Source organism: Citrobacter sp. Cf087 (genome assembly GCF_030334285.1).
GTDB classification, from domain to species: domain Bacteria; phylum Pseudomonadota; class Gammaproteobacteria; order Enterobacterales; family Enterobacteriaceae; genus Citrobacter; species Citrobacter freundii.
In genome coordinates this window covers 835,003-850,841 of record NZ_JAOWED010000022.1, presented here as the reverse complement: position 1 = coordinate 850,841, position 15,839 = coordinate 835,003, and the positions used below count along the sequence as shown (strand labels likewise).

13 protein-coding genes and 3 pseudogenes are annotated in these 15,839 nt (G+C 50.0%); 5 read left to right on the top strand and 11 right to left on the bottom strand.

What is annotated here, in order from left to right; translation table 11 throughout:
- Positions 1 to 102: 102 nt before the first annotated feature.
- Complete coding sequence (locus tag OGV57_RS06185; RefSeq protein ID WP_049015994.1) at positions 103 to 720, top strand: glutathione S-transferase family protein; 618 nt, start codon at positions 103 to 105, stop codon at positions 718 to 720.
- Between the two features lie 69 nt (positions 721 to 789).
- Here the strand turns inward: OGV57_RS06185 and OGV57_RS06180 are convergent.
- Positions 790 to 912, bottom strand: a pseudogene (locus OGV57_RS06180) (glucarate transporter); the annotation flags it as partial.
- Here OGV57_RS06180 and OGV57_RS06175 point away from each other — a divergent pair.
- Together OGV57_RS06175 and pptA are read left to right on the top strand one after the other, a co-directional pair.
- Positions 887 to 994 (top strand): annotated as a pseudogene (locus OGV57_RS06175) (hypothetical protein); the annotation flags it as partial. The pseudogenes OGV57_RS06180 and OGV57_RS06175 overlap by 26 nt on opposite strands.
- Positions 995 to 1,210: 216 nt before the next feature.
- A complete protein-coding gene (gene pptA, locus OGV57_RS06170; protein WP_048233744.1) occupies positions 1,211 to 1,438 on the top strand; it encodes a tautomerase PptA in 228 nt (75 codons plus the stop codon).
- Between the two features lie 28 nt (positions 1,439 to 1,466).
- Here pptA and OGV57_RS06165 read toward each other — a convergent pair whose 3' ends face one another.
- Positions 1,467 to 2,039, bottom strand: coding sequence for a flavin reductase family protein (locus OGV57_RS06165; RefSeq protein ID WP_032935711.1), 573 nt, complete (start codon positions 2,037 to 2,039; stop codon positions 1,467 to 1,469).
- Between the two features lie 157 nt (positions 2,040 to 2,196).
- On the opposite strand from OGV57_RS06165, the gene nhoA reads away from it, so the two are divergent.
- Together nhoA and OGV57_RS06155 are read left to right on the top strand one after the other, a co-directional pair.
- Complete coding sequence (gene nhoA, locus OGV57_RS06160) at positions 2,197 to 3,042, top strand: N-hydroxyarylamine O-acetyltransferase (protein WP_054528398.1); 846 nt, start codon at positions 2,197 to 2,199, stop codon at positions 3,040 to 3,042.
- 44 nt (positions 3,043 to 3,086) lie between these two features.
- Positions 3,087 to 3,185 (top strand): annotated as a pseudogene (locus OGV57_RS06155) (hypothetical protein); the annotation flags it as partial.
- 37 nt (positions 3,186 to 3,222) lie between these two features.
- Here the strand turns inward: OGV57_RS06155 and OGV57_RS06150 are convergent.
- From OGV57_RS06150 to OGV57_RS06110, 9 genes are all read right to left on the bottom strand, one after another.
- Positions 3,223 to 3,636 (bottom strand): hypothetical protein, encoded by a 414-nt coding sequence (locus OGV57_RS06150; protein ID WP_016150261.1) that lies wholly within the window; start codon positions 3,634 to 3,636, stop codon positions 3,223 to 3,225.
- Positions 3,614 to 5,404 carry a PAAR domain-containing protein gene (locus tag OGV57_RS06145; protein WP_081011296.1) on the bottom strand — a complete coding sequence of 597 codons (1,791 nt, stop codon included), beginning with the start codon at positions 5,402 to 5,404 and terminating at the stop codon, positions 3,614 to 3,616. The genes OGV57_RS06150 and OGV57_RS06145 overlap by 23 nt, the downstream gene beginning before the upstream one ends.
- A 554-nt stretch (positions 5,405 to 5,958) precedes the next feature.
- Entirely contained in the window at positions 5,959 to 6,852 is an 894-nt protein-coding gene (locus tag OGV57_RS06140; protein WP_054528396.1) for a PhzF family isomerase, read from the bottom strand.
- Between the two features lie 98 nt (positions 6,853 to 6,950).
- The gene (gene narI, locus OGV57_RS06135; RefSeq protein WP_003020109.1) at positions 6,951 to 7,631 is read right to left on the bottom strand and encodes a respiratory nitrate reductase subunit gamma; all 681 of its coding nucleotides are present in this window, start codon (positions 7,629 to 7,631) and stop codon (positions 6,951 to 6,953) included.
- Positions 7,628 to 8,323, bottom strand: a complete 696-nt coding sequence (gene narW, locus OGV57_RS06130) for a nitrate reductase molybdenum cofactor assembly chaperone (protein WP_003836210.1) — start codon at positions 8,321 to 8,323, stop codon at positions 7,628 to 7,630. The genes narI and narW overlap by 4 nt, the downstream gene beginning before the upstream one ends.
- Positions 8,323 to 9,867 carry a nitrate reductase subunit beta gene (narH, locus tag OGV57_RS06125; RefSeq protein WP_003020103.1) on the bottom strand — a complete coding sequence of 515 codons (1,545 nt, stop codon included), beginning with the start codon at positions 9,865 to 9,867 and terminating at the stop codon, positions 8,323 to 8,325. Before narH ends, narW begins: the two co-directional genes overlap by 1 nt.
- Positions 9,864 to 13,604 (bottom strand): nitrate reductase subunit alpha, encoded by a 3,741-nt coding sequence (locus OGV57_RS06120; RefSeq protein ID WP_054528395.1) that lies wholly within the window; start codon positions 13,602 to 13,604, stop codon positions 9,864 to 9,866. The genes narH and OGV57_RS06120 overlap by 4 nt, the downstream gene beginning before the upstream one ends.
- Before the next feature lie 49 nt (positions 13,605 to 13,653).
- Positions 13,654 to 15,039, bottom strand: a complete 1,386-nt coding sequence (locus OGV57_RS06115) for a NarK family nitrate/nitrite MFS transporter (protein ID WP_054528394.1) — start codon at positions 15,037 to 15,039, stop codon at positions 13,654 to 13,656.
- 211 nt (positions 15,040 to 15,250) lie between these two features.
- Positions 15,251 to 15,829 (bottom strand): TetR family transcriptional regulator, encoded by a 579-nt coding sequence (locus tag OGV57_RS06110; RefSeq protein ID WP_046670695.1) that lies wholly within the window; start codon positions 15,827 to 15,829, stop codon positions 15,251 to 15,253.
- Positions 15,830 to 15,839 lie beyond the last annotated feature (10 nt).

Here is a 15,839-nt window from a genome sequence, read left to right as displayed (position 1 = left end):
CCCCCGGTATTCGACCATTGTTATTATGAAAGTAATAATCATGCCTGCATAGGTTGCCGAATGCTGCTCTACACTTAGGGTTTTAACTTTGGGGATTGCAGCATGATTAAGGTCTATGGGGTACCGGGCTGGGGATCGGCCATCAGTGAAGTGATGCTCACACTGGCGGAGATCCCTTATCATTTTATTAATGTCGACGGTTTTGACAGTGACGGCCCCCAGCGGGAGTTGCTTAAGACGATGAATCCACTATGCCAGGTGCCCACGCTGGTACTGGAAAATGGCAGTGTGATGACAGAAACGGCGGCGATCGCGCTGATGATTCTCGATCGTCGCCCTGAACTTTCACCACCCGTTGGACACGCCGAACGCCAGCAGTTTCAGCGTCTGTTGATATGGCTGGTAGCAAATGTCTATCCCACGTTTACCTATGCCGACTATCCAGAACGCTGGGTACCGGACGCCCCGGCGCAGTTGAAAAAGAACTGCATTGAGTACCGTAAATCCCTCTATATGTGGCTGAACGATCAGCTAAACGCCGAGCCGTACGCATTCGGGGATCAGCTAACACTACTGGACGTATATATTGCCGTTATGCGCAGCTGGGGACCTGGGCATGACTGGTTTCAGGACAACACGCCGAATATTAGCGCTATCGCTGATGCAGTTTGTCAGCATCCGAGGCTACGTACTGTACTGAAAAACAATAAGATTATTTGAATAAAAAAACGCTGTTCCGCAGATGTGCAAATCCCGGAACAGCGGGCGAACTATCGCCATAAGGTTAAATTACGCGACAGAAGGGGTCTGCGTAATACGATCCAATGGACTCACGATAAACAGATAAGAAATCAGGCCAATCAGCCTCATCGAACCGACGTACAGAATGGCGAAATCAAAAGACTGGGGATTGTCACCCATGAGGGTGAGCAGGGCGCTAAATAGCCCGCAGTTGGTGCGCCCGAAGACCGCGGAAAAAGTGATGCAGGCGGTGGCAGACTATTTGCTGAAAAAAGGTTATCGTCGTCATGGTATTGCGGCTGACGCACATCACCACAGTTAGCGTCGACCGACGGGCCATTGGACAACGCGTCGCCTCGATAGTATCGAACAAATTCCACGTGAAGACGATATTATTGATGTCGGATTTCACCTGGTTGAAGAGAGTCCGCATAAGTTACCTGCATCCCAAAACAATAAGGAACCTGTCATGCCGCACGTTGATATCAAATGTTTTCCTCGCGATTTGAACGAAGAAGAGAAGGCCGCACTGGCGACGGATATTACCGAAGTCATTATTCGTCATTTACAAAGCAAAGAGAGTTCAGTGAGCGTGGCGCTGAATGAAATTGAGCCAGGGGAGTGGCAGAGCGTGTGGGATGCGGAAATTGCGCCACAGATGACGAGGCTGATTAAAAAACCCGGCTACAGCATGTGAAAGAGAACGGGCGATTATTGCGCCCGTATTATTCAGCCGCTGTTATGCGTTTCCCGCTGGTGACAAACGTTCCGGCGCCAAGATGATGCAGGGTATTGAGTTGGCCATCATCAAACTGCCAGCGTCCTTCCACGAAAGCTCGTTCATCAGCGGCAGCCGAGACCACTTCCCCAAACAGGGTGTCATATTTTTCCTGTGCCGCCGTTGCAGGCAACAGGCGACACTCCATCCAGGCCAGACATTTCGCTTCTATTAACGGTAATCCCAGCACCGGACCTTTTACCACCGGAATACCGTAGCAGTTAAATTTATCTTCCACGCGACCGGAAACGCTGCCCACCGCGTAAGTCCAGTTGGTGGCGGCCACGCCCGGAATAACAATACCGAACTTGCCGCTACGCTCAATCAGTTCACGCGACCAGGCGGTCTTATCAACAACAATTGCAATCCGCGGCGGTTCAAATTCCACCGGCATTGACCATGCCGCCGCCATCACATTGCGCCGCTCGGTATGCTCATCACGGCTGGTGATCAGTATCGTAGGGCCGTGGTTAAGCAGCCGACTGGCATGTTTTAATTCGATTGAACGGAAATGGCTCATGGATGCTCCTGGGCTGAGAGATAACACACCACAATAGATATAGATATTAACGGTATTAGCGATTTTGTCGCCTCGTCTGGAGGAACAACGCACAAAATCGACGGCGTAAAATTAAAAATGCGTTATAAGTACTGCATTAATCGAACAGGAACTCCCTATGACGCCTTTTTTAACCACTTATTTTGCCCGTATTGGCTGGTCAGATTCGGCCAGCGTCGACATTGAAACTTTAAAAGCGCTGCATTTACTGCACAACGGCGCGATTCCGTTTGAAAACCTGGATGTATTACTGCCAAGAGAGATGCAGCTTGACGATTTGTCGCTGGAAGAGAAGCTGGTGACGGCGCGTCGTGGCGGTTATTGCTTTGAACAGAATGGAGTGTTTGAGCGCGCGTTACGCGAAATCGGTTTTAACGTACGCAGCCTTCTCGGTCGTGTGGTACTGGCAAATCCGTCAAGTCTGCCGCCGCGCACGCATCGTCTGTTGCTGGTTGAATTACAGGGAGAGCAGTGGATCGCCGACGTTGGCTTCGGCGGGCAAACGCTGACGGCGCCGATTCGTCTGCAGGCCGACATTGAGCAGCAAACGCCACACGGCGAATATCGTCTGGTTCAGGAGGGGGACGATTGGATCCTGCAGTTCCGCCATCACGATCACTGGCAATCAATGTACCGTTTTGACCTGGTCGTGCAGCACCAGAGCGATTATCTGATGGGCAATTTCTGGTCGGCGCACTGGCCACAATCGCATTTTCGTCATCATTTGCTGATGTGTCGTCATCTTCCGGACGGCGGTAAGCTGACGTTGACCAATTTTCATTTCACCCGTTATCAGGATGGTCGGGCGATAGAGCAGATTAATCTGCCCGATGTCGCCAGCCTGTATGCCTTGCTGCAGGAACAGTTTGGACTGGGCGTGGATGACGCGAAGCATGGGTTTACCGAAGATGAGCTGGCGACGGTCATGGCGGCGTTTGATACGCATCCAGAGGCGGGGAAATAGGGGTATCGGAAGTCATGCCGGATGCGGCGTTATCGCCTTATCCGGCAGACCCTAAAGTAAATCCGAATGTATTTGTAAGCGGGTTACTACCTGTTGCTACATATGGCTGGATTGTTGATCAAATTTATGGGGCATTGAAATAAAAAATAACAAGCACTCCAATGGAGTCCCTTTGAATTATCATTCAAATAATGCGTGTAAAATAAATCCTATTAACATTGGTGGAATCGATATAATCCAAAGAAAACCCTCAATTCTAAATCCAATAGTTAATTTCATTGGTAAGGAATTAATGTAATTATATTGCTCTATTGTCATATCATGATTAGAGAACTTGTTATACGGCAATATTAATGAATCCATAATAAAACCAACTTTTGCATGGTATGACCCTGGTGTTAATATCAGGCTAGCTTCTTTTGCTAATCCTGCCATAATAGGCAATCTATTATACTTTTTAATATATAAATCAACAACCATAGCATAATATTTTTTATTTACCAATGAAATAATAACAATAAGTAACATTCCAATCATGGAGAATGTTATTAAATATAAAATAAAGTTTGGATTATTTTTTAAATAATTGCTCATAAATTATATGTTCTCCGAATAATTCACCATAATGTTCAGCACTATCCTCGACAACTTTTGCGGTTCCTATACTTACGCCAACCCCCGTTACAAAGCATAAACTAGCACCTACGGCGCCCACTTCCGTAGTTACTAGCCCAAGAACCCACATGCAGGCACCTCGCGCAGCTAAACCACTGGCCCAACCAACCCCCATACTCGTCCCCTGTTTAAAACCAAACTTACTATATTCAGTAATTGCAGTCTTTTTGCAAGCATCTTCACGGCCTCTGGAACAAGCGTCATATACATTTGCTGAATAACCAGCAAAATCTAAGCCAACACCAATGTATCCTACATTTTTTATTATTTTTATCAATTTGGAAGAATGTTCAATATAATTCGCATATCCTTCAATATTATCGACTCCAGATTGGTTCCACTTATGCATAACAGAAGATGTTGAGAGGCCCAGCGCTTTCTTTATACTGTTATATTCTTCTAAATTTAATTGTGATTTAGAGAACTTATTTAATACAATATCCAATCTTTTAAAAAGCCTCGATCTTTGTCCAAAAAACTCCTCTCCAGATATTTTTCCATTATTATGCGTGTAAGTTTTTTTGTATAGATCTTCAATTTCTTTTAATATGTCATTTATCTCTTCATAGTATCCTTTGCCTATTTCACTTATATATCCAAAACCATCCCCGGCCTTACCTAAATAATCTCCATAAAGCTGATATGAAAATGTATCTACGACGGCTCTGTTATCGTGTAAAAGTTTTGCTTCCTCTATAGTAAGAGGTTCAAGTGCTTTATCAATTTTATCTCGTGCTTTTTGCAGAGTCTGAATCTGCTTTTGATCTTGCTTTTCAGGATCAACAACAATCAATATAGAGTCTGGTTTTTTTTCCATTTCTGGATTTAGCTTGCGGTATAACTCTTTTACTCCTGATGGCGGATTGACTATTAACTCACACTCATATTTCTTAGGTGATGTTTGATCTGGTACTACACAAAAACCAGGTTCTACCGTTTGTCTTGCTTCTGGGGGGCGCTGCTGCCGTACAGGTGGTGTATCAGGTATTGAATTACTGGTACTATTTACTGACTGAAAACTGGACAAAAGGTATTCATCATATCTGTATGTTATATTAAAATGCGGTGTAAACCTGCAATGACATTTGCATGAACCTCTGCTGTGTGCGGAACCTGCAAGGAGACATATTATTTCGGTTTCATAATCTGATAAATCTCGCCCCATCCTTGAGTAAATATCAAATAAATGTTTGGGAATCCTTGTTCGAAAACCTGTGCTAAAATTTGAAGTTAAGAATTTATTTTTCTTTTCTCCAGTAATGATTTTTTTCCGTCCAAGTATTATCCTTCCAGCCGTACCAATAAAATCATCGTGTTCAAATCTTTCATCGAAGTCTCTAAGTGAATCATGCGAGCGTCTATGTAAACCGGTTTCCTCTTGCATTTGTCTGAATATTTCTGAAGAAGGTGTTATTTTTCGACCTTCATGATCAATGTCGTTATCAAATGCACTTTTGAAGGTGTCTCTATATAAAATCCTGCTTGCTTCTATATGTGAGCCATTTGGTACGCCACCCTCAATTTGGTATCGTTGACCATCAAAACCACATATATACTCATCCCCCTCACATGCTATTTTTACTCCTCTAATACGAGGAAGGTCGGAATTTTCTAAAATATAACCACCACAACTTGTTCCATCTCCCGGAGATAATAAAAATCCTTTCTTAGCATCCCAGAAACTCATATGGCAAATCCTTATTTTAAATATCAAGGCTAAAGAAAGTATGATATCAAACTATTTGTAATTTAATTATTGTGACTGCCATCGCAAATTATAAAAAAAGCCTGAATCTTTTTTAAAATAATTCAGGCCTTTTATAACCAGTTTAATTGAAATTCATTAGATAAATGCCTCGTAAACTCTTTTTCTTTTCTATGATGAGATTAATCTCATTAAGCCCGTCATTTGACAGTGGAACCTGTAATGCCTTCTCCCATTTTAACGTGGTTTCACGTTTCTCAATAATATAATCATATCTGTCATAATGTTTTTTCCGATGATTTTATTAGCATGTTGATTAACAATGTCTTTTTCATTCTCTGTGAAGTGGAGCGTTCCAGACAAGGTTTTAAATGTTCTCCTTATGTCGCGCATTGAGAATACAGATTCTAAATTCTTTTTCGCAAAAATATTTACTGGCTCTGCCCAATAAGAAGAACTTAAGCCTATGGTCGATTTTAAAGTTCGCTTTAGTTTGTCTGTTTTGATTGTAGGCCTTATCCGGCCTACGGGAACAATTAAAAATCTATCGCCCATTCGGCGTGAAACAGGATCACTGCCGAACCGGTAATGGTTACTTTTTCCGGCAGGTTTTCACAGATAGCCACCGTCACATCAACAATACCGTCACGCCCGAGCGCGCGGCCCTGATGTCCCTGAACACGTAGCGTTTTCCCGTCATGCGGCATCAACCCATGTTGAACCAGCCACGCGCCCATTGGACCGTTGGCATTGCCGGTAACCGGATCTTCCACAATACCAATAGCAGGCGAGAACATGCGGCCATCGGTGGCGTTTTCGCCCTTGCGAATTTGAAAAGGGAAGAAACCGTTACAGCCAATTTGCTTGCTGATAGCGGTCAGGGCAGGCAAATCCGGGGAAAGGGCGTCGAGGTCCACCTCAGGCTTCAGCGCAATCATTACTTTAGAGTGTCCGGTAGTGGCTACCTGAATGGGTAATCCGGGCAGCATATCGTCTTCGCTCAGGTGCAGTGCATCGATTATCGCGGCACGTACAGCACCTTCCAGCGGAGCTTCGAATCCAGGTACGCCTTGTTCAAGGCTGATGCGATAGTCATTGTCACTTGCTTCAATATCGACCCGATGACGACCGGCGAGCGAGGTTTGCCAGACGGTGCTGTTGCCCAGACCCAGCACCTTGGCGCGCACATAATGTGCGGCGACGGTAGCGTGTCCACAGATAGGAACTTCGACCGTCGGCGTGAAATAACGAATGCGAACATCGCTGTCGTCACTGGTCAGCAGGAATGCGGTTTCCGAATGACGCAGCTCGCGAGCAATAAGTTGCATCTGTGCTTCGCTCAATCCGTCAGCATGCAACACCACTCCCGCTGAATTGCCGCGAAAGGGTACTGAAGTAAAGGCATCGACGTGATAAACCTGTGGTTTCATTAGCGTTCTCCCTGGGATGGAGAAGCATCATAACGTACAAAAAGCGGGATAGCGATCCAGGCCCGGTAAGCGCTAGCGCTACCGGGCAGCAGAGGAAATTAGCGGCGCGAACGCACTATCTGATAACGGCGGGTAAAGTACTCAAATGGCGCACTCCACACGTGGACCAGTCGGGTGAACGGGAACAGCAGGAAAATGGTCATCCCCAGAACCAGATGCACACGGAAAATCCACGCCACGCCATCCAGATGCGCAGACGCACCGCCCTGGAAGGTCACCACCGACTGCGCCCAACCGACCAGTTTTAGCATTTCACTGCCGTCAGGATGCTGTGCAGAGAACGGGATAGTGGTTAAACCGAGAATACATTGAATCAGCAGAACGCAGAGGATCAGAATATCGGCGGTCGAGGAGGTTGCGCGAATGCGCGGGTTAGTCAACCGGCGCACCAGCAGGCCAGCGCCACCCACCAGTGTGAGCACACCACAAAGTCCGCCGGCAATCATCGCCATCTGCTGCTTTACCGCAATCGGCAGGAACCAGGCATACATCCAGTGCGGCGTTAACATGCCAAACAGGTGCCCGAAAAAGATCCCCAGAATACCGATGTGGAACAGGTTTGACCACAACACCATGCCGCGTTTGTCCAGCATCTGGCTGGAAGACGCGCGCCAGGTGTATTGCCCGTAGTCGTAGCGGAGCCAACTGCCGAGGATAAACACCGTACCGCACAGGTACGGATAGATATCGTAAAAAAAGACGTTCAGGTACTGTATCATTTCGGGCCTCCCGCGCTGACGTCGACATACTGAGGTGCCACGTCCTGGCTAAAGCGTCGTTGATAGTTTTGTAACGGTGAACTGTCACAGGCGGTGGCATTATCTTCGATAAACTTCACCTGTTCCTCTTCCCAGACTGCATCCAGCGCCTGTCGGGTATCGTCGCGCGTTTCCGCGCCAACCTGCTTAGTGACACTGTCACTCGATAGAGGACTTCCGGCAAGCTGCAACAGGGCATCAAACAGTTGATACCACGGCGTATCGCGCTGTTTTAAGCGCCCGCCAAGCAACGCCAGAATCGGTGCGACGTTCTGCAGTCCTTCTTTGGCCTCCGCTTCCGGTAACACGCTTAAGTACTCAAGATATAAAGGCAGGTGATCCGGCAGTTCGCGACAGTTTAGCTGCAGCCCGACCTTTTCATACTGCGCTAACAGATCGACCATTGCCTGACCACGGTCACGGGACTCGGCGTGCACATGCTCAAACAGCAGCAGAGAGGTGGCCCGACCCCGGTCAAAGATTTCGCACCATTCGGCTTGTTTATCCAGTAACGGCGCATTGAGCAGCTCCTGGCTAAAATCACTAAGCATGGGGGCATCGCTGGCCACAAGCGCCAGCGCGTCGTCTTTACACTCCCATAGCAGCTCGTCGGGGTACTCCATCAGCAGGCCGATAACCTTCAGGATTTGCATTATTCACCCTCCGCTTTATCGCGCACTTCGGTGATGTCGATGGCATCAATACGGCTGCTGTTGAACAGGTTGAATTTGGTGTCGGAACCATGACAACCGTCGCCGAAGGTAAATCCGCAGCCGTTTTTCTCCGGGAAGGCATCACGCGCCATTTCGCGGTGACTGGTCGGGATCACAAAGCGGTCTTCATAGTTGGCGATGGCCAGATAACGATACATCTCCTCGACCTGCTCAACGCTCAGACCCACTTCCTCAATCGCGCGGGTGTCCGTGACGCCTTCTACGGTTTGCGCACGCATATAGTGGCGCATGGCCATCATCCGTTTGAGCGCCCTCAGCACCGGACCGGTATCACCCGCACTGAGCATATTGGCGAGGTACTGAACCGGAATTCGCAGCGACTCAACCGCAGGCAAAATGTTGCCATTGTGCGGCAGTCCGCCCGCGTCGGCGACCGACTGAATCGGTGACAATGGCGGCACATACCAGACCATCGGCAGGGTGCGATACTCCGGGTGCAGCGGTAGCGCCAGCTTCCAGTCCATCGCCATTTTGTAAACCGGCGAGCGCTGGGCTGCTTCAATGACGTTGTGTGGAATACCTTGTTTTAGCGCCTCTTCAATCACCGCCGGATCGTTCGGGTTGAGGAACACATCGCACTGACGCTCGTAGAGATCGGTTTCATGCTCAGTGCTCGCTGCTTCCTCGATACGGTCGGCGTCGTACAGCAATACCCCGAGATAACGGATACGCCCAACGCAGGTTTCTGAACACACCGTCGGCTGGCCGGACTCAATACGCGGGTAGCAGAAAATGCACTTCTCTGACTTACCGCTCTTCCAGTTAAAGTAGATTTTTTTGTACGGACAGCCGCTGATGCACAAGCGCCAACCGCGACATTTGTCCTGGTCGATCAGCACAATGCCGTCTTCTTCACGCTTATAGATAGCACCGCTCGGGCAGGTGGCGACACAGCTTGGATTCAGACAGTGCTCGCACAGGCGCGGTAAATACATCATAAAGGTGTTTTCGAACTGACCGTACATCTCCTTTTGCATCTTCTCGAAGTTACGGTCGCGGGCACGTTTTGAAAATTCGCCGCCAAGCAGTTCTTCCCAGTTTGGACCCCAGATAATCTTGTCCATCCGTTTACCATCTATCAGCGAACGCGGACGCGCGGTGGGCTGATTCTTGCTCTCCGGCGCGCTATGCAGATGCTGATAATCGTAGGTAAACGGTTCATAGTAATCATCGATTTGCGGGATCACCGGGTTGGCGAAAATTTTGGTGATCACGCCCATCTTACCGCCCAGACGCGGTCTTATCTTGCCGTTGACATCGCGAACCCAGCCGCCTTGCCACTCTTCCTGATCTTCCCAGTTTTTCGGATAACCAATCCCCGGTTTAGTCTCGACGTTGTTAAACCACGCATATTCCATCCCTTCACGCCCGGTCCAGACGTTTTTACAGGTGACGGAGCAGGTGTGGCAGCCGATGCACTTATCCAGATTAAGAACCATGCCTACCTGTGAGCGTATTTTCATTTTTTCGCCTCCTGTACCTGATCGCGACCTTCATCATCCAGCCAGTTAATGTTTTTCATTTTTCTAATCATGATGAACTCATCGCGGTTAGAGCCGACCGTCCCGTAATAGTTGAAGCTGTATGCCAGTTGCGCATAGCCGCCAATCATGTGCGTGGGTTTCGGGCAGACGCGGGTGACCGAGTTATGGATCCCGCCACGCATCCCGGTGACTTCCGAGCCAGGGATATTCATGATTCGCTCCTGAGCGTGATACATCATGGTCATTCCCGGCGGCACGCGTTGACTCACCACTGCACGCGCGGTGAGCGCACCGTTGGCGTTGAAGGCTTCAATCCAGTCGTTATCCTCAATGCCCAGCTCTTTGGCATCGGTCTCGCTGATCCAGACAATGGGGCCGCCGCGCGAAAGCGTCAGCATCAGTAGGTTTTCGCTGTAGGTAGAGTGGATCCCCCATTTCTGGTGCGGCGTCAGGAAGTTGAGGGCTTTTTCCGGGAAGCCGTTAGGCGGAACTTCGCGCATTTCACTGACGCTGCGGGTATCGATAGGCGGACGATACGCCACCAGACTTTCACCGAACGCTCGCATCCACGCGTGATCCTGGTACAGCTGCTGGCGACCGGACAGGGTACGCCATGGGATCAACTCGTGGACGTTGGTATAGCCTGCGTTATAGGAGACATGTTCGCTTTCAAGGCCGGACCAGGTAGGACTGGAGATGATTTTGCGCGGCTGCGCCTGGATATCGCGAAAACGAATCTTTTCGTCTTCTTTGTTCAACGCCAGATGCGTATGGTCGCGTCCGGTCATCGCCCCCAGCGCTTCCCAGGCTTTCACCGCCACCTGACCGTTGGTTTCCGGCGCCAGGGCGAGGATCACCTCAGAGGCATCCAGTGCGGTGTCAATCAGCGGTCGGCCTTTTGCCGGGCCTTCGCGTTTGGTGTAGTTCAGCTTGCCGAGGAAATCGACTTCCGCCTGGGTATTCCACGCAATGCCTTTCCCTCCATTTCCAAGCTTGTCCATAAGCGGACCGAGTGAAGTAAAGCGTTCGTAGGTAGCGGGGTAGTCACGTTCCACAACGGCGATATTTGGTGCCGTTTTCCCCGGAAGGAGATCGCATTCGCCTTTGCGCCAGTCCAGAATGTCAAACGGCTGCGCCAGCTCTGCCGGAGAGTCGTGTTGCAGTGGTTGCAACACCACATCCGTTTCTTGTCCAAGGTGTCCCACACATACCTCGGAGAACACTTTGGCGATGCCTTTATAAATTTCCCAGTCACTCTTCGATTCCCATGCCGGGTCGACCGCCGCGGACAACGGGTGAATAAACGGATGCATATCCGAAGTGTTCATATCGTCTTTTTCATACCAGGTAGCGGTTGGCAAAACGATATCGGAGAACAAACAGGTGCTGGACATACGGAAATCGAGCGTGACCAGCAGATCGAGCTTGCCCTCTATCGCCGCGGACTGCCATTCAACCTCTTCAGGTTTAATACCCTCACTTGAACCGAGCGCTTCCCCCTGGATCCCGCTTTCGGTACCCAGTAAATACTTGAGCATGTATTCATGCCCTTTACCGGAGGAACCGAGCAGGTTAGAGCGCCAGACGAAGAGGTTGCGTGGGTGGTTTTTGCCGCTATCCGGCTGCTCACAGGCAAAACGAATATCACCCGACTTCAGCGCTTGAGCAGTGTATTGCGCAGGAGATAACCCAGCTTGTTCTGCCTTCGCTTTGACGGTCAATGGGTTAAGGTTAAGCTGCGGCGCAGAGGGCAGCCAGCCCATTCGTTCAGCACGTACGTTAAAGTCAATCAAATGTCCGCTAAACTTCGACGCATCGGCCAGCGGAGAGAGGAGTTCTTGCGCGGTGAGTTTTTCATAACGCCACTGACTGGAATGATTGTAGAAAAACGAAGTGCTGTTCATCTGACGAGGTGGGCGGTTCCAGTCCAGGGCAAAGGCCAGCGGCAACCAACCGGTTTGCGGACGCAGTTTCTCCTGACCCACATAGTGCGCCCAGCCGCCGCCGCTTTGTCCCACGCAACCACAGAACACCAGGATGTTAATCATCCCGCGGTAGTTCATGTCCATGTGATACCAGTGGTTAACGCCAGCCCCGAGGATGATCATCGAACGGCCATGCGTTTTGTGCGCGGTATCGGCAAACTCACGGGCGATTTGTTCGATATGACGGCGTGGCACGCCGGTAATTTGCTCACCCCAGGCCGGGGTGTAGGCTTTTACTTCGCTGTAATCTTGTGCGCTATGAACATCATCCAGACCACGGTCGAGGCCGTAATTCGCCAGCACCAGATCATAGACGCTCACCACCGGGCAACGTCTACCGTCAGCGAGGGTAAGATGTTTTACCGGTAGTTGACGAACCAACACAGGTTCTTGTTTTACACTGCGAAAATGTGGGTTTTCGTTGCCGCCAAAATAGGGGAATGCCACGCCGGTCACGTCATCATGCTGACCAAGCAGCGAGAGGGAAAGTTCAGTTTCAGCGCCAGCCGCCAGGGGTTCCAGGTTCCATTTGCCTTTCTCGCCCCAGCGAAAACCGATGGATCCATTCGGGACAACCAGTTCACCTTCGCGGTTGAAAGCCACCGTTTTCCACTCTGGATTGTTGCTTTCGCCGAGACCATCAACAAGGTCTGAGGCGCGCATCATGCGTCCAGGCACGTAGCTACCATCTTCGCGGGCATCCAGCAACACCAGCATCGGCATATCGGTATAGCGACGACAGTAATTGAGGAAATAATCGCTGGGATTGTCGAGATGGAACTCTTTCAGGATGACGTGGCCCATCGCCATTGCCAGCGCGCTGTCTGTCCCTTGTTTCGGTGCCAGCCACTGGTCGCACAGTTTGGCGACTTCCGAGTAGTCTGGCGTAATGGCAATTGTCTTGGTGCCTTTGTAGCGAACTTCAGTAAAAAAGTGCGCGTCCGGGGTACGGGTCTGCGGCACGTTAGAGCCCCAGGCGATGATATAGCTGGAGTTATACCAGTCGGCGGATTCAGGAACGTCGGTCTGCTCGCCCCAGGTCATCGGTGACGCGGGCGGTAAGTCGCAGTACCAGTCATAGAAGCTCAGACAGGTTCCACCCAGTAGCGAGAGATAGCGCGTACCTGCGGCATAGGAGACCATCGACATTGCGGGGATGGGAGAGAATCCGGCCACACGATCCGGGCCGTAGGTTTTCACCGTCCAGACGTTGGCAGCAGCAATCAGTTGATTAAGTTCTTTCCAGTTGGAACGGATAAACCCACCGCGCCCGCGTACCTGCTTGTAGCTCTGGCATTTTTGCGGGTCGTTCATAATGGATTCCCAGGCCAGCACCGGATCGGGCTGGCGGGACAGGGCGTCGCGCCACAATTCGATTAAGCGTTTACGCACCAGTGGATATTTCAGGCGGTTAGCGCTGTAGAGATACCACGAGTAACTTGCGCCGCGTGGGCAGCCACGGGGCTCATGATTTGGCAGGTCAGGGCGGGTACGCGGGTAGTCGGTTTGCTGAGTTTCCCAGGTTACCAGCCCGTTTTTGACGTAGATTTTCCAGCTGCATGAGCCGGTACAGTTAACGCCGTGGGTAGAACGCACAATTTTATCGAACTGCCAGCGCTGACGATAGCTGTCTTCCCAGTCCCGGTTGGTGTGCATTACTTGCCCATGCCCCTCGGCAAACGTATCGCCCTTTTGTTTAAAGTAGCGAAAGCGGTCTAACAGTTTACTCATGACATAACTCCTGCTTCGAATAACGTTGCCTACACAGGCCAAAAGATGACTATTTTTTTTGTGATTTACGGCCGTAAACCAGCCAGGTCACCAGCACGCAGACGATGTAGAACACAAGGAATATTTTCATGGCACCTACCGGAGATCCGGTCAGCGCCAGCGATGAACCAAACGCTTTCGGGATAAAGAAGCCCCCGACAGCACCAATTGCGGAGATAAATCCCAGGGCGGCGGCGGTATCGGTTACCGCCTCACGCTGGGCCTGTTCTTCAGTACCACCGTGCAGCTTCACCCGGTAAATGGTGATTTTGCGAAAGATCACCGCAATCATCTGGAAGGTCGAACCGCTGCCCAGACCCGCGGTCAGGAACAAGCCCATAAACACCAGGTAAAACGCGATAAAGCTTCCTTCGCCCGAGCCGGGCAAAGTGAGAAACAGCAGGGCGCTGAACAGTGCCATAAAGATGAAGTTAATTAAGGTGACCCGCACACCACCAAACTTGTCAGAGATAACACCGCCCGCCGATCGCGCCAGCGCACCGATGAAGGGCCCGAAGAACGCCAGTTGCAGAATATTCACGTCAGGGAACTGTGTTTTCGCCAGCATGGCAAAGCCTGCTGAAAAACCGATAAATGAACCGAAGGTGGCGAGATACAGCAGACTTAATAACCACAAATGAAAACGCTTGAGGACCGGTAGCTGGGAGGCAATTGAGGCCTTCGAACTGGCAATGTCGTTCATTCCTATGCCCGCTGCCACGGTCGCTATCAGCAGTAGCGGCACCCAAATCCATGCGGCATTGGCCAGTGACAGTAACGATCCGTCAGCTTGTGGTACGCCCTGCACGCCCAGGAAGGTAAAAATGGGGAGAAAGATCACCAGCGGCGCGATCAACTGCATCACGCTGACACCGAGGTTGCCGAGGCCACCGTTAATGCCTAGTGCGCTGCCTTGCTTCGCTTTGGGGAAGAAAAAACTGATATTGCCCATGCTGGAGGCAAAGTTAGCGCCAGCAAACCCACACATTAGCGCAATGATAATAAATACGCCAAACGGAGTAGCGGTATTTTGCACGGCAAAACCGAGCCAGACGCAGGGAATAACCAGAATGACGGTGCTAAAAATGGTCCAACGGCGCCCCCCAAATATAGGTACCATAAAGGAGTAGGGAACGCGCAATATTGCACCAGAAAGAGAAGGTAATGCCGTTAATAAAAACAGTTGATCGGTGGTAAAATTAAAACCAATTTTATTCAGATTGACAGCAACAGCGCTGAACAACATCCAGACGCAAAACGCAAGCAGCAAGCAACTCACTGATATCCAGAGGTTTCTTCGGGCAATGTGCTTACCTTTGTTTCCCCAAAAGGCAGGATTTTCGGGTTTCCAGTCAGTTAAAAGATAACGATTATTTTTCTCATTTGATGCTGACATATTATTCTCCATGCACATGCCGTTCATGAAAAAGAAATAAACGCATACAGCGCCGCGCGAGTTCTTTTAGAAACTATTGAAAAGTTTTGGGAATATTGACTGAAAGAATAGATAAAAAAGCGCAATAACGCGGCGTGATGAGGGAATTACACGTTGCTTAAGTGTTACCAATTGTAAATATAAAAGATGTATTATTAATTCATCTATAACATCAATTAACTAACTCTAACGTAATCATACGATCCAGGTGGCGTTCGAATGCAGGATCGGCCATTTCTTCAATGCCTAATACATAGATGCCATCCAGACCGCATACCAACGCAATTAAACGCCACGCCACATCGGCAGCATCCGGGCCTGGAGAAAACTCACCGGCATTCTGTCCCTGAGAGATGATAGCGGCGGTTTCTTCGTGCCACATCCGCATGGTCAGCAGGTAAGCGCTTTTGATTTCCGGATCTTTATCCGCCAGAACCTGCGCTTCACGCCATAGTTTTATATAGGGTTCGAACCCGCCATCTTCGCTGCCCAGCATGGCATGCAGCCGTTCACGGAAGCTGGCGTTTGCGCTGACCAGTTCGGCATCCAGAAGAGTACGGATCAGTTGCACAAAAGCGAGGGATTTTAACTCGCCGGCAGACGTAAAGTGATGATGCACCTGGCCGGTTGACACCTGAGCTTCCGTGGCAATACGCCGCACCGTCATGGCGGCAAATCCTTCCTCAAGCGCGACGCGCATTGCCGCCTGCAGAATCAATTCCCGACGTTCATCCCGATTTAGATAGCTCATCGTTACTCCC